The sequence below is a fragment of the Streptomyces canus 299MFChir4.1 genome (genome assembly GCF_000383615.1).
Classification (GTDB): Bacteria; Actinomycetota; Actinomycetes; order Streptomycetales; family Streptomycetaceae; genus Streptomyces; species Streptomyces canus_C.
Genome location: NZ_KB911597.1, coordinates 74,882 through 99,434 on the forward strand (window position 1 = coordinate 74,882; position 24,553 = coordinate 99,434).

A 24,553-nucleotide genomic window follows, 5' to 3' on the forward strand; every position below is an offset into this window, starting at 1 on the left:
GCAGAGCGGCCGGGTCAGCCGGCCAGTCCCACCACCAGCCAGATGAAGCCCACGCCGGCGACCGTGCACAGCAGGGTCGAGCGGGCGGGGTGTTCGTGGTGGGCCTCGGGGAGGATCTCGGCCGCCGCGAGATAGAGGAGCGCGCCGCCGAAGAGGCCGAGATAGCCGCCGAGCAGGCCCTCCGGGATGGTCACGAAGGACGTCGAGGCGGCGCCCAGCACCGGGGCCACCGCGTCCGCGAACAGCATGGTCAGCGCTTTGCGGCGGGCGTTCCCGTACAGGCTCGTGATCGTGTACGTGTTGAAGCCGTCCGCGAAGTCGTGGGCCACGACGGCCAGCGCGACCGCCGTGCCCATGCCGCCGCCCACCTGGAAGGCCGCACCGATGGCCACGCCGTCCATGGCGCTGTGGCCGACCATGGCGGCCGCTGCCGTGAGGCCGACCTCGGGGACCCGGCCGTCGTGCTCCTCGCCGCCGTGCGCGGCCTGGCGGGCGGCCAGCAGGCGCTCCACCAGATGGGCCAGCAGGAAGCCGGCCACGAACAGGAGCAGGGCCGCGGGCACGCCGAAGACCTCGTCGCCGGCCGCGTGCAGCGCCTCCGGCAGCAGGTCCAGGCCGACCACGCCGAGCATCAGTCCGCCGGCCAGGCCGAGGACCAGATGACGGCGGTCGGTGACCCGCTGTGCCGTCCAGCCGCCGGCCAGCGTCATCAGGAACGCGCCGAGCGCGACGAAGACCGCCATAGGGCCTTGGTATCCGATCAACCCCCGTTCGCGCACATCCGGCCACCGCGCCGACCGCAACCCTAAGACCTTTTCAAGACCTTTTGTGATGAGAGGACCGATTTCCATGGCCGATGCCCCCACCGGCAAGGTGACCTTCGTCGGTGCCGGCCCCGGCGCCGCCGATCTGCTGACGTTCCGGGCCGCGCGCGCCATCGCCGAGGCCGACGTCGTGATCTGGGCCGCGAGCCTGGTGCAGGCGGAGGTCCTTGAGCACGCGCGCGAGGACGCCGAGATCCTCGACTCGGCGACCATGTCGCTGGAGGACGTGGTCGCCGTGTACGAGCGGGCCCGCGAGGAGGGTCTGAAGGTGGCCCGGATCCACTCCGGCGACCCCGCCCTGTGGGGTGGCACGCAGGAGCAGCTCGACCGGTGCGCGCGGATCGGCATCGCCACCGAGGTCGTGCCCGGGGTCTCCGCCTTCTCGGCGGTGGCCGCGCTCGCGCAGCGCGAGCTGACCATCCCCGAGGTCGCGCAGTCCGTCGTGCTCACCCGGCTCGGCGGCGGCAAGACGCCGATGCCGCCCGGCGAGGAGGTGCGGGAGTTCGCCAAGCACGGCACCACCATGGCGATCTTCCTGTCCGCCGCGCGCAGTGGGCAGTTGGTGCGGGAGCTGCTGGAGGGCGGCTATCCGACCTCCACGCCGGTCGTGGTGGCCTACCAGGCGACCTGGCCGGAGGAGCTGGTCGTGCGGTGCACGATCGAGACGCTGGAGGAGACCGTCAAGGAGCACAAGTTGTGGAAGCACACGCTGTTCCTGGTCGGCCCGGCGCTGGGCTCCGAGGGCACGCGCTCGCACCTGTATCACCCCGGCCACTTCCACGGGTACCGCAAGGCCGACCCGGAGGCCCGGCGGGCGCTGCGGGCGGCGAAGGGTGCCGGCACGTGATCACCGTGGTGGGTACGGGGACGGGGGCGGCGCCCGAGGAGTGCCTGACCGGGGCCGAGCTGGTCGTGGGCGGCCGGCGGCATCTGGACGCCGCTGCCGTCCCGGCGGACGCCGAGCGGGTCGTCCTCGGACCGCTGGCGCCGGCGCTGGACGTCATCGAACGGCATCACGACAAGGGGAGCCGGGTCGTCGTGCTGGCCTCGGGCGACCCCGGGTTCTTCGGGATCGTACGGGTGCTGGCGGAGCGGTTCGGGGCGGGCGCGTTGGAGGTGCGGCCCGGTGTGTCCTCCGTGGCGGCCGCGTTTGCCCGGGTGGGGTTGCCGTGGGACGACGCGGTGGTGGTGAGTGCGCATGGGCGGGATCTGCGGACGGCGGTGAATGCGTGCCGGGCGCGTCCGAAGGTTGCGGTGCTCACCGGGCCGGGGGCGGGGCCCGCGGAGCTTGGTGCCGCTTTCGGTAGCCGGGCGAGCGCAGCGCCGTCGGGGCTGGTCGCGCAGTTCCCCGCGCCCCTAAAACGTGTCTTCGTGGTCGCCTCCGACTTGGGGGCCGGCAATGAGCGGGTCGAGTGGGTCACGCCCGCCGAAGCCGCCGTCCGGGATTGGGGCTCCGCCGTGAGCGTCGTGCTGTGTCTCGACGAGGCGCGGGTCGTCGAGACTTCCCGGACAGTCGCCGGGCCTCCCCCAGCCCCCTCCCGATGGGCCCTGGAAGAAGGCGAGTTCGAGCACCGCGACTCGATGATCACCAAGTTCGAGGTGCGGGCGCTGGCGCTGGCGCGCCTCGGGCCGCGGCTCGGGGATCTGGTGTGGGACGTGGGCGCGGGGTCCGGGTCCGTGGCCGTGGAGTGCGCGCGGCTCGGTGCCGCCGTGGTCGCGGTCGAGAAGGCGGCCGACGGGGTCGGGCGGATCCGTGCCAACGCGGCGGCCCACGGGGTCGACGTACAGGTCGTCCACGGGTCCGCGCCGGACGCGCTCACCGGACTGGACGACCCGGACGCAGTGTTCATCGGTGGCGGCGGACGTGAACTGCCGGAGATCGTCACCACCTGTGCCCGCCGGGCCCGGCGGAGCGTCGTCGTGGCGATGGCCGCGCTGGACCGGGTGCCGGCCGTTCGCGCGGCCCTCACCGGCGCCGGGTTGGAGTGCGACGGCGTACTGCTGCAGTCGTCCCGGCTCGCGCCGCTGCCCGGGGACGTGACCCGGCTCGCCGCGACCAATCCGGTTTTCCTGCTGTGGGGCGTCAGAAACCCCGTTTATCGAGAGGGAGTTGCTCAGTGATCGGCCTCATTTCCGCCACCGCGGCAGGGGCGGCGGCACGCGACCGGCTGGCCGCGGCATGGCCGGACCGCACGCGTGTGTACGACGGACCCGTGGGGGACGCCGTACGGCGGGCGTTCGCGGAGTGCGAGCAGCTCGTGTGTTTCCTGGCCACGGGGGCGGTCGTCCGCCTGGTCGCGCCGCTGCTCGGCGACAAGGCGTCCGACCCGGGTGTGGTGTGTGTCGACGAGGGCGGGCGGTTCGCCGTGTCCCTGGTCGGCGGCCACGGCGGCGGCGCCAATGAACTCGCCCGGGCCGTCGGGGAGTTGCTCGGCGCCGAGCCTGTGGTGACGACGGCGACCGACGCGGTGGGAGTGCCGGGGCTCGACACCCTGGGGCTGCCGGTGGAGGGTGCGGTGGCGGCCGTGTCGCGGGCGCTCCTGGACGGGGAGGCCGTGGCCCTGCACAACGCGTCCGGCTGGCCGCTGCCGCCGCTGCCGGTCGCCTCGGAGGGGACATACGGCATCCGCGTCACGGACCGGCTCGTCGAGCTCTCCGAGCAGGAGGTCGTGCTGCGTCCGCCCACGCTCGTGGTCGGCGTCGGCGCCTCCAGGGGCGCGCCCGCCGAAGAGGTGTGGGAGTTGATCGAGGGCTCGTTGCGCGAGGCCGGGCTGTCCGCGAAGTCGGTCGCCGAACTCGCGACCGTGGACGCCAAGGCCGGGGAGCCGGGGATCGTGGCGGCGGCGGCTCGGTTCGGCGTGCCCCTGGTCACCCACTCCGCCGAGGAGCTGGCCGCCGTCGAGGTGCCCAACCCGTCGGACGCGCCCCTGGCCGCCGTGGGCACGCCGTCGGTCGCGGAGGCCGCGGCGCTCGTACAGGGCGGCGAACTCCTCGTCCCCAAGCGGAAATCGGCCGCGACGCCCGCCATGGCGACCTGTGCGGTCGTACGGCGTCCCGCGCGGGGCCGGCTCGCGGTCGTGGGACTCGGACCGGGCGCCCGGGACCTGCTCACGCCCCGCGCGAAGGCGGAGCTCCAGCGTGCTTCCGTGCTGGTCGGGCTCGATCAGTACGTCGACCAGATCCGCGATCTGCTGCGGCCGGGCACCCGGGTCCTGGAGTCGGGTCTCGGGGCCGAGGAGGAGCGGGCGCGCACGGCCGTCGAGGAGGCCCGCAGGGGCCAGGCCGTCGCGCTCATCGGCAGCGGGGACGCCGGCGTGTACGCCATGGCCTCCCCCGCGCTCGCCGAGGCCTCCGACGACATCGACGTGATCGGCGTCCCCGGGGTGACGGCGGCGCTCGCGGCGGCCGCGATCCTCGGTGCCCCGCTCGGTCACGACCACGTGTCCATCAGCCTGTCCGACCTGCACACTCCGTGGGAGGTCATCGAGCGGCGGGTGCGCGCGGCGGCCGAGGCGGACATCGTGGTCACCTTCTACAACCCCCGTTCCCGGGGCCGGGACTGGCAGCTGCCCAAGGCGCTCGCGATCCTCGCCGAGCACCGGGAGCCGGCCACGCCGGTCGGTGTCGTACGCAACGCGTCACGGCCCGACGAGTCCGCCCGGCTGACGACCCTGGCCGCTCTCGACCCGGCGACGGTCGACATGATGACGGTGGTGACCGTGGGCAACACGGCGACCCGGGACATCGCGGGGCGCATGGTGACGCCGCGCGGCTACCGCTGGCAGGAGGGCGCCCAGTGAACCGTGTCGTCCACCCCATCGAGGTGGAGTCCTACCGGCGGCTGCGTGCCCGCCTGGACACCTCACACTTCCCGCCGCTGACCCGGGCGGTGGTGGAGCGGGTCATCCACTCCGCCGCCGATCTGGAGTACGCCACCGATCTCGTCATGAACGAGGGCGAGTTGGAGAAGGCGCATACCGCGCTGCACTCCGGGGCGCCCGTCGTCACCGACGTGGAGATGGTCGCGGCGGGCATCACCCGGCGGGAGACGGTCTGCCGGCTGAAGGACGCCAAGTCGGGTCCCGGGCTGACCCGTTCGGCCCACGCCATCCGCCTCGCCCACGAGCAGGTCGGCCCGGGGGCGATCTGGGTGATCGGCAACGCCCCCACCGCGCTGGAGGAGTTGCTGACCCTGGACGCCGCCCCGGCGCTCGTCATCGGGCTGCCCGTCGGCTTCGTCGGCGCGGTCGAGTCCAAGGCCGCGTTGCGCGAGAGCGGGCTGCCCGCCGTGAGCAACGTGTCCGAGAAGGGCGGGTCGGCCGTGGCCTCCGCCGCGCTCAACGCCCTGCTGTACCACCCCACTCACCCCTCCGAGGAGACATCGTGACCACCCCGCCGCCCGCCCTGCTCATCGCCGGTCATGGCACCCGGGACGAGGCCGGAGCCGAGGCGTTCCGCGACTTCGTCCGGGAGCTGGGGGCCCGCCACCCCGAGCTGCCCGTCGCGGGCGGTTTCATCGAGCTGTCCCCGCCGCCGCTGGGCGACGCGGTGACCGAGCTGGTGGAGCGCGGTGTCCGCCGGTTCGCCGCCGTGCCGCTGATGCTGGTGTCCGCGGGCCACGCCAAGGGCGACATCCCGGCCGCGCTGTCCCGTGAGAAGGAACGGCACCCGGGGATCTCGTACACCTACGGGCGTCCGCTGGGCCCGCACCCGGCGCTGCTGAACGTGCTGGAGCGGCGCCTGGACGAGGCCCTGGACGCCACCGGGGGCCGCGCCCCGCTGGACCGGGCGGACGTCACCGTGCTGCTCGTGGGCCGCGGCTCCACGGACCCCGACGCCAACGCCGAGGTGTACAAGGCGGCCCGGCTGCTGTGGGAGGGGCGCGGATACGCGGGGGTGGAGACGGCGTTCGTGTCGCTGGCCGCACCGGACGTGCCGAGCGGACTCGACCGGTGTGTGGCCCTGGGGGCGCGCAGGATCGTCGTACTCCCCTACTTCCTGTTCACCGGGATCCTGCCGGACCGGGTGCGGCAGCAGACCGAGGGCTGGGCGGCCGCGCATCCGGAGGTCGAGGTGCGTTCCGCGGACGTCATCGGTCCGGAGCCGGAGCTGCTGGACCTGGTGATGGAGCGCTACGAGGAGGCCGTCAAGGGCGATCTGCGGATGAACTGCGACTCGTGCGTGTACCGCATCGCGCTGCCCGGGTTCGAGGACAAGGTGGGCCTGCCGCAGCAGCCGCACTTCCACCCGGACGACGACGACCACCATCACCACGGCCACCACCACGGCGCCCACACCCATGCGCACTGACCGCACCCACAGCCAGGGGCCCGATCTGCGGCACCACGGCGACGCCGAGGTGCGGGACGACGGTGCGCGGCTCACGGATCTCGCCGTGAACGTCCGCGCGGACACTCCCCCGGCCTGGCTGCGGGAGCGGATCGCCGGGTCGCTGGCCGGACTGGCCGCCTATCCCGACGGGCGGCAGGCGCGGGCGGCGGTGGCCGCCCGGCACGAGGTGCCCGTGGAACGGGTGCTGCTGACGGCGGGAGCGGCCGAGGCGTTCGTCCTGCTCGCCCGCGCCCTGACGATTCGTCACGCAGTGGTGGTGCACCCGCAGTTCACCGAGCCGGAGGCGGCACTGCGGGACGCCGGGCACTCGGTCGACCGGGTGCTGCTGCGGGAGGAGGACGGCTTCCGGCTCGATCCGGCGGCCGTCCCCGAGGACGCCGACCTGGTCGTCGTCGGCAACCCGACCAATCCCACCTCGGTGCTGCATCCGGCCGCCACGATCGCCGAACTGGCCCGTCCCGGGCGGACGTTGGTGGTGGACGAGGCGTTCCTGGACGCGGTGCCGAGCGAGCGCGAAGCCCTGGCCGGACGGACGGACGTGCCCGGACTCGTCGTCCTGCGCAGCCTGACGAAGACCTGGGGACTGGCCGGACTCCGCATCGGCTACGTCCTCGCCGCCCCGGAGACGATCGCCGACCTGGAACGGGCTCAGCCCCTGTGGCCGGTGTCCACCCCGGCCCTCGCGGCGGCCGTGGCGTGCATGGAGCCGAGGGCGCTGGCCGAGGCCGCCCACGCGGCCCACCGCGTCGGCACCGACCGGGCCCATCTCGTCGCCGGGCTGCGGGAGTTCGCCCCGGACGGCCTCCGGGTGGTCGAGCCGGCGGAGGGTCCCTTCGTCCTCGTACGCCTGCCGAGGGCCACTGACGTACGACGGCATCTGCGCGACCTGGGGTTCGCGGTGCGGCGCGGGGACACGTTCCCGGGGCTCGGCGAGGAGTGGCTGCGGCTCGCGGTGCGGGACCGGGCGACGGTCAACTCCTTTCTCCAGGCGCTGGATCAGGCCGTGACGTTGGCCCAGCACTGAGGCGGGTGCCGTCGGGGAAGCGGATCTCGACGGTGCCGCCGGAGGTGTCAGGACCGGGCGTGGAGCTGGTCACGGGCGCGGCGGCCCAGGAGGACGCTCGCGATGAGCACCCACACGCCCGCGAGCATGAAGGCGAAGAACCCCACCCAGGGGATGAAGACCAGGACACCGAGGACGAGCGCGGCCCAGCTCAGCCAGCGGGGCAGCGGCGAGTCGCCGGCGCGGACCGTGGCCAGGCCGGTGGCCAGGAGCATCAGCCCCATGCCGGCGACGAACGGGATGAAGAAGTCCTCGCTGACCGCGTTCAGCGTCTGGAGCGCCGGAGGGGTCGCCGAGGACTTGTCCGAGAGGTCCAGCAGGGCCAGGGTGAGGGTCGCGCCGACCAGGAAGCCCGCGGCGATCAGGACGCCGCCCGCGAGGACCACGCGGTGCAGCCACTCGCCGCCGGGCGGGAGGTCCCGGACCGCGCGGGCCAGGTACGCGGCGAAGAAGACGAACAGCACCGCGGCGATGGCCAGGAGATACAGGCTCACTCCGGTCGACGCGCGATGGTCGTCGTAGTACGACCTCACCTCGCGGCCGGAGGCCCCGACGCCCGGAGTGTCGCCGAGCAGAAGGAAAGCGGCGACCGTGAACGCGACGGCCACGACTCCGGTGAGCGGTGCTACGCGCATGGGGACCTCCTCGCCCCCCGGGCAGGGCCGCCCCCCGTTTCCCACGGTCGCAGAGATACGGCCACTGCGCCATCCGGGTGAGTGCGGGGGCGGCGCGGGTGATCACCGAGTCCTCACGCGCCACCTGCTGGGCACACCGAGGGCAAACCACCGGCCTCGGCAACGCCCCGCCGCCTTCGGCCCAGGGCGCCCCACCGACCCCCCGCCCGCACGGCACCGCGACCCAGATCCCCGTCAGCCCCGGCGTCGGGCCACCGCCACCGCTCCCCCGCCCGCCACGAGCAGCGCGAGCGCCCCGCCCATGAGGTACGGGGTGAGGGAGCTGCCGCCGGTTTCGGCCAGGCCCGCCTCCTTGACGGGGCCGCCCTGGGGTGTGACGTCGTCGGCGGGAGTCTCCGACGCCGCGGGGGCGGCCGGTGCCGCACAGGTCGCCTTCGCGAGGGTCAGGGTGCCCTCGACCTCGGCGACACCCAGCTTCAACGGGTTGACGGAGACACTGAGTTCGAGCGCGGTGGCGGCGGCCGTGCGCGAGGTGGTCGCGTTCTTCGAGAGGTCGAGGCGGACCTCGCCGACGCCCGGCACCTTGACGTCGGTCGGGCCGCCGGCGGTCACCGTGATCTTCTTGCCGAGGACCGTGACCGCCCCGAGGAGGTTCGAGGAGGCGGTCGGGGTCCGGCCGGCTTCGCAGACCGCCTCGGAGGTGACGCCCTCGATCTCGATGAGGGACAGCAGCGGAAGACCGGGGACGTGGACCTTGGCGTGGGTCAGGCGGGTGGACGCCTCGGCCTTCCCGTCGGTGACCGTCGCCTTGGCGTCGGCCACCTCGGCGGCGAGCACACTGAACGGCCGCCCGCCGTCCACGCCGTCCAACGTCGCCGTCAGCGCGGTCTGTCGGGCGGTCCGGGGCGCCTGGACCTCGTTGAGGGCGACCGCGAGGCGGACGTCCACGGTCTTGTCGAGCAGGTTGACGTCCAGACCCGTGCGCAGGACGACGGCGCTCGCGTGCCCCTGGTCGCCGGTCGCGTGCGCGGCGCCCGCGCCGGCCAGCGCCGCGGGACCGGCGGCCAGGGCGGTGGCCGCCGCCACGGTGGCGAGACGGCGTGCGGGCATGCGGAAGTGGGTGCTGTTCAAGGTGGTGGGACCCCCAGAGAGGACTGGCTCGGGACCTCGAAAGGATGTCGTACCGCCGGTCGTTCGACAGCGATCCGCCGGGAGTTCACACGATCGTGGCGTATCCGCGCACGCTTTCGAGAGCGTCTTCACGGTCCGGGGTCCGCCCACCCCCTTCCAAGAGGCCGGACGTCGGCCGGAGGCCCTACTGCACCACCCGGCCGTTCAGCACGACCTGGAGCGGGGCCGCCAGTACCCGTAGGTCCGTGCGCGGGTCCTGCTCGTACACCACCAGGTCCGCGGGCGCCCCCTCCTCCAGGCCGGGGCGTCCCAGCCAGGTCCGGGCACCCCAGGTCGTCGCCGACAGCGCGTCCAGCGGGGGGATTCCGGCCGTCACCAGTTCGGCGACCTCCGCCGCCACCAGGCCGTGCGGGAGGGTGCCGCCCGCGTCCGTGCCGACGTAGACGGGGATGCCGGCGTCGTAGGCGCCGCGGACGGTGTCGTAGCGGCGCTCGTGGAGCCGGCGCATGTGGGTGGACCAGCGGGGGAACCGGGACTCGCCGCCGTCCGCCAGTCTGGGGAAGGTGGCGATGTTGACCAGGGTCGGGACGATCGCGACGCCTCGTTCGGCGAAGAGGGGGATCAGGTCGTCCGTGAGGCCCGTCGCGTGTTCGACGCAGTCGATGCCCGCCTCGACCAGGTCCTTCAGGGAGTTCTCGGCGAAGCAGTGCGCGGTGACGCGGGCGCCGAGGCGGTGGGCCTCCGCGATGGCCGCCTCGGCCGCCTCCCGCGGCCAGCTGGGGGCCAGGTCGCCCACCTCGCGGTCGATCCAGTCGCCGACCAGCTTCACCCAGCCGTCCCCCCGGCGGGCCTCCTGGGCGACATACGCGACGAGGTCCTCGGGCTCGATCTCCCAGGCATAGTTCCTGATGTAGCGGCGGGTGCGGGCGATGTGCCTTCCGGCCCTGATGATCTTCGGCAGGTCCTCGCGGTCGTCCACCCAGCGGGTGTCGGAGGGCGATCCGGCGTCGCGGATCAGCAGGGTGCCGGCCTCCCGGTCGGCCAGCGCCTGCTTCTCGGCCACGTCCTGGTCGACCGGGCCGTGCGCGCCCAGGCCCACATGGCAGTGCGCGTCCACCAGACCGGGCAGCGCCCAGCCCGACACCGTCCGGATGTCACGGGCGGCGACCGGAGGGTCGTAGGAGACCCGCCCGTCGACCACCCACAGCTCGTCCCGGACGTCCTCGGGACCGGCCAGGATCCGGCCCTTCACGTGCAGCACCGCGCGATCGTTCATGGACCGCACCTTAGTGACCGTCTAGCCGCCCTTGCCCAGCTGGTCGGAGGTCTCTTCCTCGACCTGGGCCATCGCCGGGTCGAGGAGCCGGGAGAGGAAGTGGCGGGTGCGCTCATGGCTGGGGTCGCCGATGACCCGGGCCGGGGTGCCGTCCTCGACGATCGTTCCGTCGTCCATGAAGACGACCCGGTCGGCGACCTCGCGGGCGAAGGTCATCTCGTGGGTGACGACCATCATCGTCATGCCCTCCTGGGCCAGCATCCGCATGACCGCGAGCACGTCGCCCACCAGCTCCGGGTCGAGGGCCGAGGTCGGCTCGTCGAACAGCATCACCTCGGGGCCCATGGACAGGGACCGGGCGATCGCGACGCGCTGCTGCTGGCCGCCGGACAGGGAGGCGGGGTAGGCGTCCGCCTTCTCGGCGAGGCCCACCCGCTCCAGGTTCTCGGCGGCCACCTTCGCGGCCTCCGCCTTGCCCCGCCTGAGAACCCTGCGCTGCGGCAGCGTGAGGTTCTCGGTCACCGTGAGGTGCGGGAACAGGTTGAACTGCTGGAAGACCATGCCGATACGGCGGCGTACGGCGTCGATGTCGACGTCGGGGTCGGTGAGTTCGGTGCCGCCGACGAAGACCTGGCCTTTTGTCGGCTCCTCCAGGAGGTTCACGCACCGCAGCAGCGTGGACTTGCCCGAGCCGGAGGGGCCGATCACACAGACGACCTCGCCCTGACCGATCTCCAGGTCGATGCCCTTGAGGACCTCGTTGGTGCCGAACGACTTGTGCAGGCCGCGTACTTCGATCTCCGGCCGGCTCGCTTCAGGGCTCATTTCACGGCCTCCTGGGCCTTGGCCTCCATACGGCGGACCACGAACCCGAGCGGGATCGTCACCAGCAGGTAGCACAGGCCTGCGACGAGGATCGGCGTGGAGTTGGCGGTCGTACTGGCCAGGTCGCGGCCGTACTTGGACAGTTCGCGCTCCTCCAGGGTGACCCCGAGGAACAGGACCAGCGAGGAGTCCTTGAAGAGCAGGACGAGTTCGTTGGTCAGCGGCGGGAGGATGATCCGGAACGCCTGCGGGATGATGATCGAGACCATCGCGCGGGCCGGGGAGAAGCCCAGTGAACGGGCCGCCTCCATCTGCCCCTTGGGCACCGCCTGGATGCCCGCGCGGATCGTCTCCGCCATGTAGGCCGCCGCCACCAGGCCGAGCGCGAGGGCGACCTTGCCGTACGTGCCGCCGACGATCTCCGTGCCGGGGAACGCGAGCGGTACGGCCACGCCGATGAAGATGAAGATCAGCAGCGCGGGCAGACCGCGGAAGATCTCGATGTAGACACCGGCGAACCAGCGGTACGGGCCCACCGACGACAGCCGCATCAGCGCGATGACCATGCCGAGGACGAGCCCGACGACGAAACCGGACAGCGTGTAGAGCACGGTGTTCTTCAACGCCAGCGTGATGACGTCGGGGAACATCTGGTCGGCGATGTCCGCCTGCGCGAACTGGTTCTTCAGCCGCCCCCAGTCCGCCGAGACCGCGAAGGCGATCACGACGGCGACGAAGACGACGTACTGGATGCCGCGGGACAGGCTGCGCTTCTGACGCCGGCTCAGGCCCTTTTTGCGAGGCTGGAGTTGTGCGTCCGTCGCGGTCATGAGGCGGAGGGCGACGCGGCCGACGCGTCGTACGGGCCGATCCACTTCTCGTAGAGCTTCTTGTAGGTGCCGTCGGCCTTGGCGTCCGAGAGCGCCTTGTTGATGGCGGCCAGCAGCTTGGTGTTGCCCTTCTTCACCGTGAAACCGTACTGCTCACCGGTGTTGATGTTGTCGGCCACCTGGAAGGCGTCGGCGTTGGCCTTGTTCTTCAGCCAGCCCTGGACGACCGGGTAGTCGATGACGACGGCCTTGACCTGGCCGGAGCGCAGGCCGTTGAGGACGGCGTCGGAGGACTCGAAGGAGACCGGGTCGAAGCCGTGGGCCTTGACGTAGTCCTCGCCGGTGGTCTGCGCCTGGGCGCCGAGCTTGACCTTCTTCGCCTTGGCGTCGGCGAGCGAGGAGATCCCGCTGCCCTTGGCGACCAGGAGGGCCTGGGTGGCGTCGAAGTAGGGGTCCGAGAAGTCGACGTTCTTCTTGCGCTCCTCGGTGATGGTCATGCCGGCCGCGGCCAGGTCGCACGAGCCGGAGTTGAGGAAGGCACCCGTCTTGAAGTTCTCGAAGGGGGTGTCGAGGATCTCCTGCTTCACGCCCAGGTCCTTGGCCACCAGGTCGATGAGCGAGACGTCGAAGCCCTGGACCTTGCCGTCGATCTCCGACTGGAAGGGCGGGTACGGCAGGTGGGTGCAGGTGGTGAGCTGTCCGCCCTTGACCAGTTCGACCCCGCCCGCGGCGGTCTTCGAACCGCTGCCGCCGTCGTCGCTGGAGGTACAGGCAGCGACGAGCAGGAGCCCGGCCGTCGCGGTGGTGGCGGCCAGGACGCGGGTCCGGCGCCCGGAGAGGGTGTTCACGGGGGGCCTCCTGTGGGGAACTGTGGGTTCCGATTATAAGGAAAGGTTTGAGTCTCTCAAACCAAACCGATGGTTGCGAGGCCGTTCAGCCTAGGAAGTCGCCAGTCGTCGGGGGTCGCCGGGGAACGGTTACGCTCGTCACGTCTACCCCAGTGAGCGAAGAGAGCACCGTCGTGACGCACCCCTTCCTGGATCTGGCCCCGCTCGGCGCGGCGCAGTTCGCCTCGATCGAGGACCGCGTGGCGCGGCTGCTGCGCACCGAGCAGGATGTCGTGATCATGCAGGGTGAGGCGCTGCTGCCGCTGGAGGGGGCGATCCGCTCCACGGCCGGTCCTGGTACGACCGCGCTGAACGTCATCACCGGTCCGTACGGGCAGACCTTCGGGGACTGGCTGCGGGACTGCGGCGCGACGGTGATCGACCTCGCGGTGCCGTTCCACACGGCCGTGACGGCCGCGCAGATCTCGGCGGCGTTCGAGGAGCACCCGGCGATCGACTTCGTGTCGCTGGTGCACGCGGAGGCGGCTACGGGGAACACCAACCCGGTCGCGGAGATCGGGGAGGTCGTACGGCGGCGGGGTGCCCTCTTCTACCTCGACGCGGTGGCCTCCGTCGGCGCCGAGCCGGTGTTGCCGGACGCGTGGGGTGTGGACCTGTGCGTGATCGGGGCGCAGAAGGCGATGGGCGGCCCCGCGGGTGTGTCGGCGGTCTCCGTGAGCGAGCGGGCGTGGGCCCGGATGGCGGCGAACCCGAAGGCCCCGCGCCGGTCGTACCTCTCCCTCCTGGACTGGAAGGAGCGCTGGATCGACGGCGGCCGCAAGGCCCTGCTGCACGCTCCGGCGCAGCTGGAGATGCTGGCGCTGGAGGCGTGCGTCGAGCGGATCGAGGCGGACGGGCTGGACGCGGTGATGGGCCGGCACCGGGCCGCCGCCGCGGCGACCCGGGCGGGGGCGCGGGCGCTGGGCGGGGGCCTGGAGCCGTACGTCCACGAGGACCGCGAGGCCGCTCCGGTCGCCACGACACTGCGTGCGCCGTCGGGCGTGGCGGCGTCGGAGCTCGTCACCCGGGCCCTGTCCTGCGACCCCGCGCTTCCGCTGGCCGCGGGCGGGGGCGCCCTGGCCAAGGAGATGATCCGGGTCAACCACTACGGGGTGGACGCGACGCGGGGGGCTGTGCGGGCGAGCCTGGCGGCGTTGGGTGCGGCACTGGCGCGGACGGGTGCGGTCGTGGAGGTCGAGGGCGCGCTGCGCGCCGCGGACGAGGCCTGGCGCTGAGGGACCCCAATCCGAGTGAATTTCGCCGACGGCGGAGTTATCGGCACATAATTGCGGGGTTAATTCCGGGGTTTATCAGAGATTAGCTTCCCGTACTCTCCTGCCCGCTTTCCCTCAACCTAAACGCAAAGATTCTGCGAACGCGAACCGGGGGAATTCGGGTAGATCTCGTGGGGGTTACATGCTTGTGACGCGTTACACACCGTGATCAATTTGCCCCTTATTTACTGGTCATAACGGTGCATAACAGTCACTTCTTGCGCGTCGGCGCGCGCCCGCGTGATAACACATGGAATGCCCGCACGTAACCCCACCCGACGATGCAATTTTGAATTTCCCTCGGTAAATTCAATTCGCATGACTGCCGCACAAGCAGACCTGCAAATCGACCGGCCGACGGTCGCGGACGGAGCCGCACTGTGGCGGATCGCCCGCGACTCCGAGGTCCTCGACCTGAACTCGTCGTACAGCTATCTGCTGTGGTGTCGCGACTTCGCCGCCACATCGGCGGTGGCACGGAACGAGCGCGGGGAGCCGATCGGATTCGTCACCGGGTACGTCCGCCCGGACCGGCCCGGCACCCTCCTCGTCTGGCAGGTGGCCGTGGACTCGGCGTACCGCGGGCGCGGGCTCGCCGCCGCCCTGCTCGACGGACTGACCGCGCGGCTCGCCGCCGAGCGCGGGCTGACCACCGTCGAGACCACCATCACGCCGGGCAACACCGCCTCCGAGCGGCTGTTCACCGCGTTCGCCGAACGCCGTGGCGCCCGCCTGGAGCGCGAGGTGCTGTTCGACACCAGCCTGTTCCCCGACGGGCCGCACGACCCCGAGGTCCTGTACCGCATCGGCCCCCTCTCCCCCGATCCGGCCGCCCTCTCCGCCTGACCCCCCACGCACCCGAGGAGCAATTCGTCGTGACCATCACCCAGCCCGACCTCAGCGTCTTCGAGACCCTCGAATCCGAGGTGCGCAGCTATTGCCGCGGCTGGCCCACCGTCTTCGACCGCGCGCAGGGCAGCCGCCTGTACGACGAGGACGGCCACGCGTACCTGGACTTCTTCGCCGGCGCCGGATCACTGAACTACGGGCACAACAACCCCGTCCTGAAACGGGCGTTGATCGACTACCTGGAGCGCGACGGCATCACGCACGGGCTCGACATGTCGACCGCCGCCAAGCGCGCCTTCCTGCAGACCTTCCAGGACCTGGTGCTGCGCCCGCGCGACCTGCCGTACAAGGTCATGTTCCCGGGGCCGACGGGCACCAACGCCGTGGAGGCCGCGCTCAAGCTGGCCCGGAAGGTCAAGGGACGCGAGGCCATCGTGTCCTTCACCAACGCCTTCCACGGGATGTCTCTGGGCTCCCTCGCCGTCACCGGCAACGCCTTCAAGCGGGCCGGCGCCGGTATCCCGCTGGTGCACGGCACGCCGATGCCGTTCGACAACTACTTCGACGGCACCGTCGAGGACTTCCTGTGGTTCGAGCGGCTGCTGGAGGACCAGGGCTCCGGCCTCAACAAGCCGGCCGCCGTGATCGTGGAGACCGTGCAGGGCGAGGGCGGCATCAACGTCGCCCGCCGGGAGTGGCTGCAGGCGCTCGCCGCGCTGTGCGAGCGGCAGGACATGCTGCTCATCGTCGACGACATCCAGATGGGCTGCGGCCGGACGGGGGCCTTCTTCTCGTTCGAGGAGGCGGGCATCACGCCCGACATCGTCACCGTCTCCAAGTCCATCAGCGGCTACGGCCTCCCCATGTCCCTGTGCCTGTTCAAGCCGGAGCTGGACATCTGGGAGCCGGGCGAGCACAACGGCACCTTCCGCGGCAACAACCCGGCCTTCGTCACGGCGACCGCCGCCCTGGAGCAGTACTGGGCGGACGGTTCCGCGATGGAGAAGCAGACCCGCCGGCACGGCGAGCAGGTCGAGCAGGGGCTCATCTCCCTCACCGAGGAGAACCTGGCCGACGTGAAGGAGTACCGCGGGCGCGGACTGGTGTGGGGCCTGGAGTTCCACGACAAGGGCCGCGCGGGCCGGGTGGCGCACCGGGCCTTCGAACTCGGGCTGCTCATCGAGACGTCGGGTCCCGAGAGCGAGGTCGTGAAGCTGCTTCCGGCGCTCACGATCACCCCCGAGGAACTGGACGAGGGGCTGAGCATCCTCGCCCGCGCCGTACGGGAAACCGTCTGAACCCCCACTGAATCACCGACTGAACCACCGTCTACATAGGAGGCATCGCAGCACCGTGATCGTCCGCTCGTTCAAGGACATCGAAGGCACCGACCGGCATGTGAAGGCCGCGTCCGGCACCTGGGAGAGCAAACGCATCGTGCTCGCCAAGGAGCGGGTCGGCTTCTCGCTGCACGAGACGATCCTGTACGCGGGTACGGAGACGTCGATGTGGTACGCGAACCACATCGAGGCCGTCGTCTGCGTCGAGGGCGAGGCCGAGCTGACCGACCACGAGAGCGGGCAGACGCACTCGATCACGCCGGGGACCATGTACCTCCTGGACGGTCACGAGCGGCACACACTGCGGGTCAAGGAGGACTTCCGCTGCATCTGTGTGTTCAACCCGCCCGTGACCGGCCGGGAGGACCACGACGAGAACGGCGTCTACCCGCTGCTCACCGAACCCGAGGAGGTGTGACCGCATGACCACCATGACCACCGTCACCGATCTCTACCCCAGCCGCGGCGCCACCGAGGTGTCGATCCCCCGCAAGGACCCGGTCGTCTGGTCGGCGCCCGGCGCTCCGGGACCGATCGCCACCGGCGAGCTGGAGGCGTTCGAACGCGACGGCTTCCTCGCCGTCGACCAGATCATCCGTCCCGACGAAGTCCCCGTCTACCAGCGCGAGTTGGAGCGGATCGTCACCGACCCGGAGATCCGCGCGGACGAACGCTCGATCATCGAGCCGAAGTCCAAGGAGATCCGCTCGGTCTTCGAGGTGCACAAGATCAGCGAGGTGTTCGCGAACCTGGTGCGCGACGAGCGGATCGTCGGCCGGGCCCGGCAGATCCTCGGCTCGGACGTGTACGTCCACCAGTCGCGGATCAACGTCAAGCCCGGTTTCGGGGCCAGCGGCTTCTACTGGCACTCCGACTTCGAGACCTGGCACGCCGAGGACGGTCTGCCGAACATGCGGACGGTGTCCGTCTCGATCGCGCTGACCGAGAACTACGACACCAACGGCGGCCTCATGATCATGCCGGGGTCCCACCGCACCTTCCTCGGGTGCGCGGGTGCCACCCCGAAGGACAACTACAAGCAGTCGCTGCAGATGCAGGACGCGGGCACGCCGTCGGACGAGGCGCTCACCGCGATGGCCTCGGAGTACGGCATCAAGTTGTTCACCGGCAAGGCCGGTTCGGCGACCTGGTTCGACTGCAACGCCATGCACGGCTCCGGCGACAACATCACGCCGTTCCCGCGCAGCAACGTGTTCATCGTGTTCAACAGCGTGGAGAACCAGGCCGTGGAGCCGTTCGCGGCGCCCGTCCGGCGGCCGGAGTTCATCGGCGCGAGGGACTTCACCCCGGTGAAGTGACGCCTGTGGGTTGATCCTTCATGGGTTGATCACCACGGGTTGATCCTCACAGCCACGACAGCGACGCGGCCCGCTCCAGTACGTTCCGTACGGCGGCCGCGTCGCCCGTCGTTTCCCGGGGCACGGTGTCCGGCGCGCACCGGCCGCCGACCAGCAGGCAGAAGTCCACGGCGTCCAGGGTGAGTTCGGCCGCCACCGGGTCGCTCTGCGAACCCAGGACCCACTCCTCGCCGCCCCTGACCGCGAACAGCACGGGCGGCGCCCCGGCCCCGAGGACCGTGCCGAGAACGCGGACGGCCAGCCTGACCAGCTGCCCCAGGTACTCCCCCGGAGGCGGCGGCACGGCCAGGCCCAGCGCGCGGCCGATGTCGTCGGTGTGGATCCACGCCTCGAAGGCCCGCGCCAGGAAGTGCTCGGTGACGGGCAGCCGGATGCCCATCAACAGCGTGGTCCCGGCGGCGAGTTCGGGGTCCCGGGCGTGCGGGGTTTCGAGCAGCGCGGCCGCCTGCGCGGACCAGTCGGCGACGGTCTCCCCGGGCCTACGGCCGTACTCGTGGGCGATCACCTCCGCGGTGCGCCGCTCCCAGGCCTCCGTCCAGTCGGCGCCCTCGTCGATCCGCGCGCCCGGCACCCGGGCGTCGATCCCGAGCCGCAGGGCCAGATGCTCGTCGGCGGCGAGCAGATGGGCGACGGTGGCGTGCACGTCCCAGTCGTGGACGACCGGGGTGGACCAGCGCCCCGCCATCTCGGGCAGCAGCGCCCCGAGCCCCGCGACGGCGGCCGCGTAGGGGGCGGCGTGCCGGGCCACGCGGGGTGGTGCGGGGCGGGCCCGGAGGGCGCCGGTGAGAAGGGTGCCGAGGGCGGACGGCGGCTCGTCGAGCGGCGGGCCGTCCAGCAGGCGTACCGTCGCGCGCAACCGTTCCGCCTCGGCGGCGCAGTCCTCGCACACGGCGAGGTGGAGCGGGACCGCGCGCTCCTCGGCCGGTCCCAGGGCGCCGAAGGCCCAAGCGGCCAGCAGATGGCGTACGTCGTCGTGATCGGTCACCGCCCGCCCCCTTCCCCGTCTTCCCCTGCCGCCATCATGCGCCCTCTTCCCACGCCGGGTCGGGTGGCTCGGGTGGGTCGGCCAAAGTCTCCGCCAGGGTGCGCAGCGCGGTGCGCAGCCGGGTCTTCGCGGTGCCCTCGGGGATGCCGAGCTCGACGGCGGCCTGCCGGTAGGTGCGGCCCGCGAAGTAGGCGAGGTGCACCACCTCCCTTTGTGGCTGCGGGAGTTCGGCGAGGGCGGTGTGCAGCAGGAGGGAGCGCTCCCGGTCGACGACCGCCTCGGCGGGGCCGGGAGAGGTGTCCGGGATGCCGTGCAGGGCCAGGTCGTCGGCGCGGACGTCCTTGCGGTGGCGGGCCTCGCCGCGCACCCAGTCCACGGCCCGCCGGTGCGCCAGCAACGACAGCCAGGTGCGCAGGCTGCCCCGGCGCGGCTCGAAGGCGTACGGCCTGCTCCACAGCTGCGCGAAGACCTCCTGCGCCACGTCCTCGGCGGCGGCCGGGCTGCGGGTCACGCGCATCGCGACCGCCCGCACCAGCCCGCCGTACGCCCCGTACGCCTCGGCCAGCGCGGACTCGTCGCCGTACACCAGCCGCCGGTGCAGCTCCGCGTCTGCGGGTCGCTGCGCGGACGTCGTCCCGTCCGTGGACTCCACGGCACCACCACCCCTTGGTGCCCCTTCCTAGCGTCCCGGGCGGCGCGGCGCCAGCGGTTCAGGGAGACAGGGCGTCCAGCAGCCGGTCGACATCCGCGGCCGTGTTGTACAGGTGGAAGGAGGCGCGCAGGCTGCCGGCGCGGTTGGACACCTCGATGCCCGCCGCGCTCAACCCGGGCTGGCGGCCGCCGAGTCGGGGCACGGACACGATCGGCGAGCCGGGGGCGGGCAGGGGTGTGTGGCCGAGGGCGGCGAGTCCGGTGCGGAAGCGGTCGGCGAGGGCGAGGTCGTGGGCACGCACCGTGTCCACGCCGAGCTCCTCCAGGAGTTCGAGGGAGTGGCGGGTTCCGGTGTAGGTGAACAGGGCGGGGCTGACGTCGAACCGCCGGGCGGAGTGGGCCAGTTCGGTGACGGGGCCGTAGCAGCTGTCCCAGGGGATCTCGCCCGCGACCCAGCCGGCGAGCACCGGCCTCAGGTCGCCGAAGTCCTCCGGCACGGCGAGGAAGGCCGCGCCGTGCGGGCCGAGCAGCCACTTGAAGGTGGTGGAGACGGTGTAGTCGTACGACCGCGCGTCCACCGGGAGCCAGCCCGCGGCCTGCGAGAAGTCGACGTAGGTGCGGGCTCCGTGGTCCCGGGCCGCTTCCCGCAGGGCGGGCAGGTCGGCGATCCGGCCGTCGGCGGACTGGGCGGCGCTGACGGCGACGAGGGCGGTGCCGGGGCGGACGGAGTCGGCGAGCCGCTCCAGCGGCACGATGCGTACCTTGAGGTCGCCACGGGTGTGGAAGGGGTTCACGACGGAGGTGAAGTCGTCCTCGGCGGTGAGGACTTCGGCGCCCGGCGGCAGCGAGGCGGCGACCAGGCCCGAGAAGGTGGACACGGACGGTCCCGCCGCGACCCGGGTCACCGGGACCCCCGCGAGCCTGGCGAAGGCGGCGCGGGACCTCTCCACGTCCTGGAACAGCGGGTCCAGCGGCCTGCCCTCGGCCCGGATCAGCGCGGCCTCCTGGAGGGCGGCCACGGTACGGGCGGGGAGCAGGCCGCTGCTCGCGGTGTTGAGGAAGGTGTTCTTCGGGGCGAACTCGGCGCGGACGAGGCTCTCGAAGGTCTCCATGGCTCCACTGTGGGGCCGGAAGACCTCTCGGTCCATTGCGATTTTCTACGTGGTTCAGCCAAGGAACGCTTATACGTCCGCGCCGACCTGTGTGTTTGTCAGCCCTGCTGGGGTACGGCGCACCCGTCCGGACCGCAGGCCTCCGCGCCGGTGTCACCCTGGTCGATCAGCTGCAGCGGGGACCGGTTGCCCCAGGCCTGGGTGAGGGCCTGGGTGAAGACCTCGGCGGGCTGGGCGCCGGAGACCCCGTACTTGCGGTCCAGCACGAAGAAGGGGACGCCGTTCGCACCGAGCTCGGCGGCCTCGCGCTCGTCGGCGCGGACCTCGCCGGCGTAGGCGGTGGGGTCGGCGAGGACCGTGCGGACCTCGTCGGCGTCCAGGCCGGCCTCCACGGCGAGCTCCACGAGGCGCTCGTCGCCCTCGGTGAACAGGGACCGTTCCTCGGCGAAGTTGGCCCGGTAGAGGATCTGGATCAGCTCGTCCTGCCTGCCGTGCTCCTTGGCGAGGTGCAGGAGGCGATGCAGGTCGAAGGTGTTGCCGTGGTCGCGGTCACGGGTCCGGTAGGCGAGCCCCTCGGCGGCGGCCTGGGCCCCGAGGTTCTCCTCGCCGGCCTGCGCCTGGGCCTCGCTCATGCCGTACTTCTTGCTCAGCATCGCGAGGACGGGCTGGACGTCGCCCTTGTCCCGCCCGGGATCCAGCTCGAACGACCGGTGCACCACCTCGACGCCGTCACGGTGCGGGAAGGCCTCCAGCGCCTTCTCGAAGCGGGCCTTGCCCACGTAGCACCAGGGGCAGGCGATGTCGCTCCAGATCTCGACGCGCATGTGTACGGCTCTCTCCAGGTCGGACGGCTGCGGAGACTCCCTCCGCTCAATGGGTGAACATTCAAGCAGCGAGTCTCATTCCCCAGGTGCCCGCGCCCGCTCAGCGGCGCGGGGCCATATCGATGTGCGGCTCTGCCGGATGGTGCGGTCGGCCCCCGCCACCCGCAGCCGTCCGACAACCGAACCCGGTACCCCGGGTGGCGCCCGGCTCAGGCCGAGCGCAGCGCTCAGCTGCCGTCGCGCAGGTCGGCCGGCCAGTCGGGCCGGAACTCGATGTGGTCGTACGTCACCACACAGCCCTCCCCCATCGGGGACTGGGCCATGAAGCCGACCAGGGCCGCGCCGGTCTCCTTCTCGTCGCCCAGGGTGAAGAGGCGGACGAAGGTCCAGCGCTTGCCGTCGCGGGAGGCGTGGAAGGCGAAGGCGCGGCCGGTGCGGCTGACCCGCAGCCACACCGAGGTGCCGTCCACGGTGAAGGAGTTGCAGTCGTCGGAGTGTCCCCGGGTGACGACCGTGCAGACGGTGGGCACGGCCGGCGAGTTCTCCAGGCAGAGCTTGGCCCAGGCCCGCTCGCCGACATGGACGTACAGCACACCCGCGTCGAACGATCCGTTGAAGCCCACGGTGACCCTGGCTATCAGCTGGAAGTCGCCCTCGGGGGCACCGAGCAGCCGCGGCGCGTCGGCGGCGGGGTCCAGGGACTCCCCGGTGGGCGGCACGAAGCGGTCCTGCCGGGGCCCCGCCCAGCCGGAGAGTATGCCGTCCTCGTACGCCCAGTGTCCGTCGGGGCCGTAGGTGCGGAGAGGGAAAGGGAGTTGGGGGAGTTCGACGTCCATCGTCAGAGTTTTCCAGTTCCCTCTCCGCGGGTGACCCTCGGGTCCTAGCGTTCGAGAGTGTTGTTGAAACGGCGGGGCAGACCCAGCGGGTTGTCGTCCCTCAGCTCCGGCGGCAGCAGGGCCTCCGGCGCGTTCTGGTACGCCACCGGCCGCAGCCAGCGCTCGATCGCCGTGCCGCCCACCGACGTCGACGTGGACGTCGTCGCCGGGTAGGGGCCGCCGTGGTGCTGGGCCGGGGCCACGGCGACACCGGTCGGCCAGCCGTTCACCAGCACCCGTCCGGCCAGCGGCGTCAGCTCCGCGAGGATCTCCGCGCCGCGCCCCTGGCCGGCCGCCTCCCCCTCGGACAGGTGGACCGTCGCCGTGAGGTTGCCGGGCAGCCGGGACAGCACCGTGCGCGCCTGCTCGTCGTCGTCGTAGCGGACCACCACGGTCACCGGACCGAAGCACTCCTCCAGGAGCAGGTCGTACGCGCCCTCGGTGGCCAGCTTCTCGGCGGCCACCGTGAGGAAGCCCGGGCTGACGGTGTGCTCGCCGCCCGCGCCGGGCGTGACCGGCGACTCGACCTCGGGCAGCTCCGCGCGCTCGGCGACACCGGCGACGAAGTTGTCCCGCATGCGGTGGTCGAGGAGGACGCCCGCGTCGGTGTCGCTGACGGCGTCGGTCAGGGACTTCACCAGACCGTCGCCCGCCGCGCCGGACGGCACGAGGACCAGCCCGGGCTTCACGCAGAACTGGCCGACGCCGAGGGTCATGGAGCCCGCGAGCCCGGCGCCGATGGCCTCCGCGCGCTCGGCCGCGGCCTCCTCGGTGATCACGACGGGGTTCAGGGAGCCCAGCTCGCCGTGGAACGGGATCGGCACCGGACGCGCGGCCGCCGCGTCGAACAGGGCGCGGCCGCCCTTCACAGAACCGGTGAAGCCCGCGGCGGCGACCAGCGGGTGCTTGATCAGCTCGATGCCGGCCTCGAAGCCGTGCACGAGACCGAGCACGCCCGCCGGGATGCCGTGCTCGTCGGCGGCCCGGCGCAGCACGGACGCGACCAGCTCGGACAGGCCCGGGTGGTCGGGGTGGGCCTTGACGACGACCGGGTTGCCGGCCGCCAGCGCGCTCGCGGTGTCGCCGCCGGCGACCGAGAAGGCGAAGGGGAAGTTGGAGGCCGAGTACACGGCGACCACACCGAGCGGCACCTTGTAGCGGCGCAGGTCCGGGATCGGCGGGGTCGCGGTGTCGTCGGGGTGGTTGATCACCACGCCGAGGAACTCGCCCTCGTCGACGATGTCCGCGAAGGCCCGCAGCTGGTAGCAGGTGCGGGCGAGCTCGCCGGTCAGCCGGACCGGACCGAGCGCGGTCTCGGCGTCCGCGGCCTCGACGAGGTGCTCCTTGGACTCTTCGAGCTTGGTGGCCGCGGTGCGCAGGAAGGCCGCGCGGACGCTGCGGTCGGCGAGGGAAGCGCGCGTCTCGTGCGCGGCGCGGACGGCGGCGTCCACCTCCTGGGCTGTGGCCTCCACCGCAACCTGTTCGCGCTGCTTCCCGGTTCGGGGGTCGACACTCCAGACTGGTGCTGCTGCCACCGCGGGTCCCTCCACGTGTATCCGGGTCATTCACCAGGAACGTTCGATATACTGAACGCTGTCTCTGATGGTGAATATGCTGTTGGAGACTATAACTCTGGTTCTCGTCCAACAAAGGGGTCAAGGGCGATGTCGGCAGGCGAGACGGGCGGCGGGTCACAGGTCAAGTCCGCGGTACGGACGGTTGAACTGCTCGAATACTTCGCCGGGCGCCCCGGCATGCATTCCCTGGCCGCCGTGCAGGAGGCCGTCGGGTACCCCAAGTCCAGCCTCTACATGCTGCTGCGCACGCTGGTAGAGCTGGGCTGGGTGGAGACCGACGCGACGGGCACGCGGTACGGCATCGGGGTGCGGGCGCTGCTCGTCGGCACCTCGTACATCGACGGCGACGAGGTGGTCGCGGCGGCCCGCCCGACCCTGGACCGGCTCTCCGACGACACGACCGAGACCATCCACCTGGCCCGTCTGGACGGCACGAACGTCGTCTACCTGGCCACCCGGCAGTCGCAGCACTACCTGCGGCCCTTCACCCGGGTCGGCCGCCGCCTCCCGGCGCACTCCACCTCCCTCGGCAAGGCGCTGCTGAGCACCTACTCCGACGAGCAGGTCCGCAAGATGCTGCCGGAGACCCTGCCCGCGCTCACCGAACACACCATCACCGACCGCGAGAAGCTCATCGAGGAGCTGCACCAGATCCGGGAGCAGGGCTTCTCCGTGGACCGCGAGGAGAACACGCTGGGGCTGCGCTGCTTCGGCGTCGCGATCCCGTACCGCACGCCCGCGCGGGACGCGATCAGCTGCTCGGTGCCGGTGGCACGGCTGACCCCGGCGCACGAACAGCTGGTGAAGGACGCGCTGTTCGACGCGCGGGACCGGCTGACACTGGCCACCCGTAGGCTCTGAGGC

The 24,553-nt window shown here is 71.9% G+C and carries 25 protein-coding genes; 12 read left to right on the forward strand and 13 right to left on the reverse strand.

The features are described from left to right. Positions 1-14: 14 nt before the first annotated feature. Complete coding sequence (locus H293_RS0129270) at positions 15-743, reverse strand: ZIP family metal transporter (RefSeq protein WP_020121380.1); 729 nt, start codon at positions 741-743, stop codon at positions 15-17. A gap of 106 nt (positions 744-849) precedes the next feature. Here H293_RS0129270 and cobM point away from each other — a divergent pair, with 106 nt between their 5' ends. Genes cobM through cobC form a run of 6 tightly spaced genes read left to right on the forward strand, consistent with a single transcriptional unit; the run spans position 850 to position 7,200 of the window. Next, entirely contained in the window at positions 850-1,671 is an 822-nt protein-coding gene (gene cobM / locus H293_RS0129275) for a precorrin-4 C(11)-methyltransferase (protein WP_020121381.1), read from the forward strand. Then, a complete protein-coding gene (locus H293_RS0129280; protein ID WP_020121382.1) occupies positions 1,668-2,945 on the forward strand; it encodes a bifunctional cobalt-precorrin-7 (C(5))-methyltransferase/cobalt-precorrin-6B (C(15))-methyltransferase in 1,278 nt (425 codons plus the stop codon). The genes cobM and H293_RS0129280 overlap by 4 nt, the downstream gene beginning before the upstream one ends. Continuing rightward, positions 2,942-4,624, forward strand: a complete 1,683-nt coding sequence (gene cobJ, locus H293_RS0129285) for a precorrin-3B C(17)-methyltransferase (protein ID WP_020121383.1) — start codon at positions 2,942-2,944, stop codon at positions 4,622-4,624. Before H293_RS0129280 ends, cobJ begins: the two co-directional genes overlap by 4 nt. Beyond that, positions 4,621-5,211, forward strand: a complete 591-nt coding sequence (locus H293_RS0129290; protein ID WP_020121384.1) for a precorrin-8X methylmutase — start codon at positions 4,621-4,623, stop codon at positions 5,209-5,211. The genes cobJ and H293_RS0129290 overlap by 4 nt, the downstream gene beginning before the upstream one ends. Then, a complete protein-coding gene (locus tag H293_RS0129295) occupies positions 5,208-6,134 on the forward strand; it encodes a sirohydrochlorin chelatase (RefSeq protein ID WP_020121385.1) in 927 nt (308 codons plus the stop codon). The genes H293_RS0129290 and H293_RS0129295 overlap by 4 nt, the downstream gene beginning before the upstream one ends. Continuing rightward, positions 6,124-7,200: an Rv2231c family pyridoxal phosphate-dependent protein CobC gene (cobC, locus tag H293_RS0129300; RefSeq protein WP_020121386.1), complete on the forward strand. Its 1,077-nt coding sequence runs from the start codon at positions 6,124-6,126 to the stop codon at positions 7,198-7,200. Before H293_RS0129295 ends, cobC begins: the two co-directional genes overlap by 11 nt. Positions 7,201-7,247: 47 nt before the next feature. On the opposite strand, the gene H293_RS50125 is transcribed toward cobC, so the two are convergent. The 6 genes from H293_RS50125 to H293_RS0129330 all read right to left on the reverse strand — a co-directional run bounded on the left by H293_RS50125 (position 7,248) and on the right by H293_RS0129330 (position 12,784). Beyond that, positions 7,248-7,874: a hypothetical protein gene (locus tag H293_RS50125; RefSeq protein WP_020121387.1), complete on the reverse strand. Its 627-nt coding sequence runs from the start codon at positions 7,872-7,874 to the stop codon at positions 7,248-7,250. A gap of 234 nt (positions 7,875-8,108) precedes the next feature. Continuing rightward, on the reverse strand, positions 8,109-9,005 hold the full coding sequence (locus H293_RS0129310; RefSeq protein ID WP_020121388.1) for an SCO1860 family LAETG-anchored protein: 897 nt from the start codon (positions 9,003-9,005) through the stop codon (positions 8,109-8,111). Between the two features lie 184 nt (positions 9,006-9,189). Next, entirely contained in the window at positions 9,190-10,281 is a 1,092-nt protein-coding gene (locus H293_RS0129315) for an amidohydrolase family protein (protein WP_020121389.1), read from the reverse strand. A gap of 21 nt (positions 10,282-10,302) precedes the next feature. Next, the gene (locus H293_RS0129320; protein ID WP_020121390.1) at positions 10,303-11,106 is read right to left on the reverse strand and encodes an amino acid ABC transporter ATP-binding protein; all 804 of its coding nucleotides are present in this window, start codon (positions 11,104-11,106) and stop codon (positions 10,303-10,305) included. After that, a complete protein-coding gene (locus H293_RS0129325; protein ID WP_028808296.1) occupies positions 11,103-11,936 on the reverse strand; it encodes an amino acid ABC transporter permease in 834 nt (277 codons plus the stop codon). Before H293_RS0129325 ends, H293_RS0129320 begins: the two co-directional genes overlap by 4 nt. After that, positions 11,933-12,784 (reverse strand): transporter substrate-binding domain-containing protein, encoded by an 852-nt coding sequence (locus H293_RS0129330; protein WP_020121392.1) that lies wholly within the window; start codon positions 12,782-12,784, stop codon positions 11,933-11,935. The genes H293_RS0129325 and H293_RS0129330 overlap by 4 nt, the downstream gene beginning before the upstream one ends. A gap of 173 nt (positions 12,785-12,957) precedes the next feature. Between H293_RS0129330 and H293_RS0129335 the strand changes: the two genes are divergently transcribed. From H293_RS0129335 to thpD, 5 genes are all read left to right on the forward strand, one after another. Beyond that, positions 12,958-14,058, forward strand: coding sequence for a pyridoxal-phosphate-dependent aminotransferase family protein (locus tag H293_RS0129335; protein WP_028808297.1), 1,101 nt, complete (start codon positions 12,958-12,960; stop codon positions 14,056-14,058). A gap of 357 nt (positions 14,059-14,415) precedes the next feature. Continuing rightward, complete coding sequence (gene ectA / locus H293_RS0129340) at positions 14,416-14,943, forward strand: diaminobutyrate acetyltransferase (protein ID WP_020121394.1); 528 nt, start codon at positions 14,416-14,418, stop codon at positions 14,941-14,943. A gap of 29 nt (positions 14,944-14,972) precedes the next feature. Continuing rightward, positions 14,973-16,244 (forward strand): diaminobutyrate--2-oxoglutarate transaminase, encoded by a 1,272-nt coding sequence (ectB, locus tag H293_RS0129345; protein ID WP_020121395.1) that lies wholly within the window; start codon positions 14,973-14,975, stop codon positions 16,242-16,244. A 55-nt stretch (positions 16,245-16,299) separates the two neighbouring features. Then, the gene (locus H293_RS0129350; protein WP_007381148.1) at positions 16,300-16,704 is read left to right on the forward strand and encodes an ectoine synthase; all 405 of its coding nucleotides are present in this window, start codon (positions 16,300-16,302) and stop codon (positions 16,702-16,704) included. A 4-nt stretch (positions 16,705-16,708) separates the two neighbouring features. Beyond that, on the forward strand, positions 16,709-17,605 hold the full coding sequence (gene thpD / locus H293_RS0129355) for an ectoine hydroxylase (RefSeq protein WP_020121396.1): 897 nt from the start codon (positions 16,709-16,711) through the stop codon (positions 17,603-17,605). Positions 17,606-17,651: 46 nt separating this feature from the next. Here the strand turns inward: thpD and H293_RS0129360 are convergent, their stop codons facing one another. The 6 genes from H293_RS0129360 to H293_RS0129385 all read right to left on the reverse strand — a co-directional run bounded on the left by H293_RS0129360 (position 17,652) and on the right by H293_RS0129385 (position 23,647). Beyond that, entirely contained in the window at positions 17,652-18,650 is a 999-nt protein-coding gene (locus H293_RS0129360; protein ID WP_020121397.1) for a maleylpyruvate isomerase family mycothiol-dependent enzyme, read from the reverse strand. 34 nt (positions 18,651-18,684) lie between these two features. Continuing rightward, entirely contained in the window at positions 18,685-19,302 is a 618-nt protein-coding gene (locus tag H293_RS0129365; RefSeq protein WP_020121398.1) for an RNA polymerase sigma factor, read from the reverse strand. A 58-nt stretch (positions 19,303-19,360) separates the two neighbouring features. Continuing rightward, positions 19,361-20,413 carry an aminotransferase class V-fold PLP-dependent enzyme gene (locus H293_RS0129370; RefSeq protein ID WP_020121399.1) on the reverse strand — a complete coding sequence of 351 codons (1,053 nt, stop codon included), beginning with the start codon at positions 20,411-20,413 and terminating at the stop codon, positions 19,361-19,363. A gap of 98 nt (positions 20,414-20,511) precedes the next feature. After that, entirely contained in the window at positions 20,512-21,237 is a 726-nt protein-coding gene (locus tag H293_RS0129375) for a DsbA family oxidoreductase (protein ID WP_020121400.1), read from the reverse strand. Between the two features lie 227 nt (positions 21,238-21,464). Then, positions 21,465-22,073 (reverse strand): DUF1349 domain-containing protein, encoded by a 609-nt coding sequence (locus H293_RS0129380; protein WP_020121401.1) that lies wholly within the window; start codon positions 22,071-22,073, stop codon positions 21,465-21,467. 44 nt (positions 22,074-22,117) lie between these two features. After that, the gene (locus H293_RS0129385) at positions 22,118-23,647 is read right to left on the reverse strand and encodes an aldehyde dehydrogenase (NADP(+)) (protein WP_078612692.1); all 1,530 of its coding nucleotides are present in this window, start codon (positions 23,645-23,647) and stop codon (positions 22,118-22,120) included. A 129-nt stretch (positions 23,648-23,776) separates the two neighbouring features. On the opposite strand from H293_RS0129385, the gene H293_RS0129390 reads away from it, so the two are divergent. Continuing rightward, a complete protein-coding gene (locus tag H293_RS0129390; protein WP_020121403.1) occupies positions 23,777-24,550 on the forward strand; it encodes an IclR family transcriptional regulator in 774 nt (257 codons plus the stop codon). Positions 24,551-24,553: the final 3 nt, after the last annotated feature.

Coding starts and splice junctions, on each gene's coding strand:
- H293_RS0129375 (WP_020121400.1), bottom strand. CDS start 21,237: ATGCGCGTCGAGATCTGGAGCGACATCGCCTGCCCCTGGTGCTACGTG.
- H293_RS0129270 (WP_020121380.1), bottom strand. CDS start 743: ATGGCGGTCTTCGTCGCGCTCGGCGCGTTCCTGATGACGCTGGCCGGC.
- cobM (WP_020121381.1), top strand. CDS start 850: ATGGCCGATGCCCCCACCGGCAAGGTGACCTTCGTCGGTGCCGGCCCC.
- H293_RS0129390 (WP_020121403.1), top strand. CDS start 23,777: ATGTCGGCAGGCGAGACGGGCGGCGGGTCACAGGTCAAGTCCGCGGTA.
- ectA (WP_020121394.1), top strand. CDS start 14,416: ATGACTGCCGCACAAGCAGACCTGCAAATCGACCGGCCGACGGTCGCG.
- cobC (WP_020121386.1), top strand. CDS start 6,124: ATGCGCACTGACCGCACCCACAGCCAGGGGCCCGATCTGCGGCACCAC.
- thpD (WP_020121396.1), top strand. CDS start 16,709: ATGACCACCATGACCACCGTCACCGATCTCTACCCCAGCCGCGGCGCC.
- H293_RS50125 (WP_020121387.1), bottom strand. CDS start 7,874: ATGCGCGTAGCACCGCTCACCGGAGTCGTGGCCGTCGCGTTCACGGTC.
- H293_RS0129320 (WP_020121390.1), bottom strand. CDS start 11,106: ATGAGCCCTGAAGCGAGCCGGCCGGAGATCGAAGTACGCGGCCTGCAC.
- H293_RS0129325 (WP_028808296.1), bottom strand. CDS start 11,936: ATGACCGCGACGGACGCACAACTCCAGCCTCGCAAAAAGGGCCTGAGC.
- H293_RS0129370 (WP_020121399.1), bottom strand. CDS start 20,413: ATGGAGACCTTCGAGAGCCTCGTCCGCGCCGAGTTCGCCCCGAAGAAC.
- H293_RS0129315 (WP_020121389.1), bottom strand. CDS start 10,281: ATGAACGATCGCGCGGTGCTGCACGTGAAGGGCCGGATCCTGGCCGGT.
- H293_RS0129380 (WP_020121401.1), bottom strand. CDS start 22,073: ATGGACGTCGAACTCCCCCAACTCCCTTTCCCTCTCCGCACCTACGGC.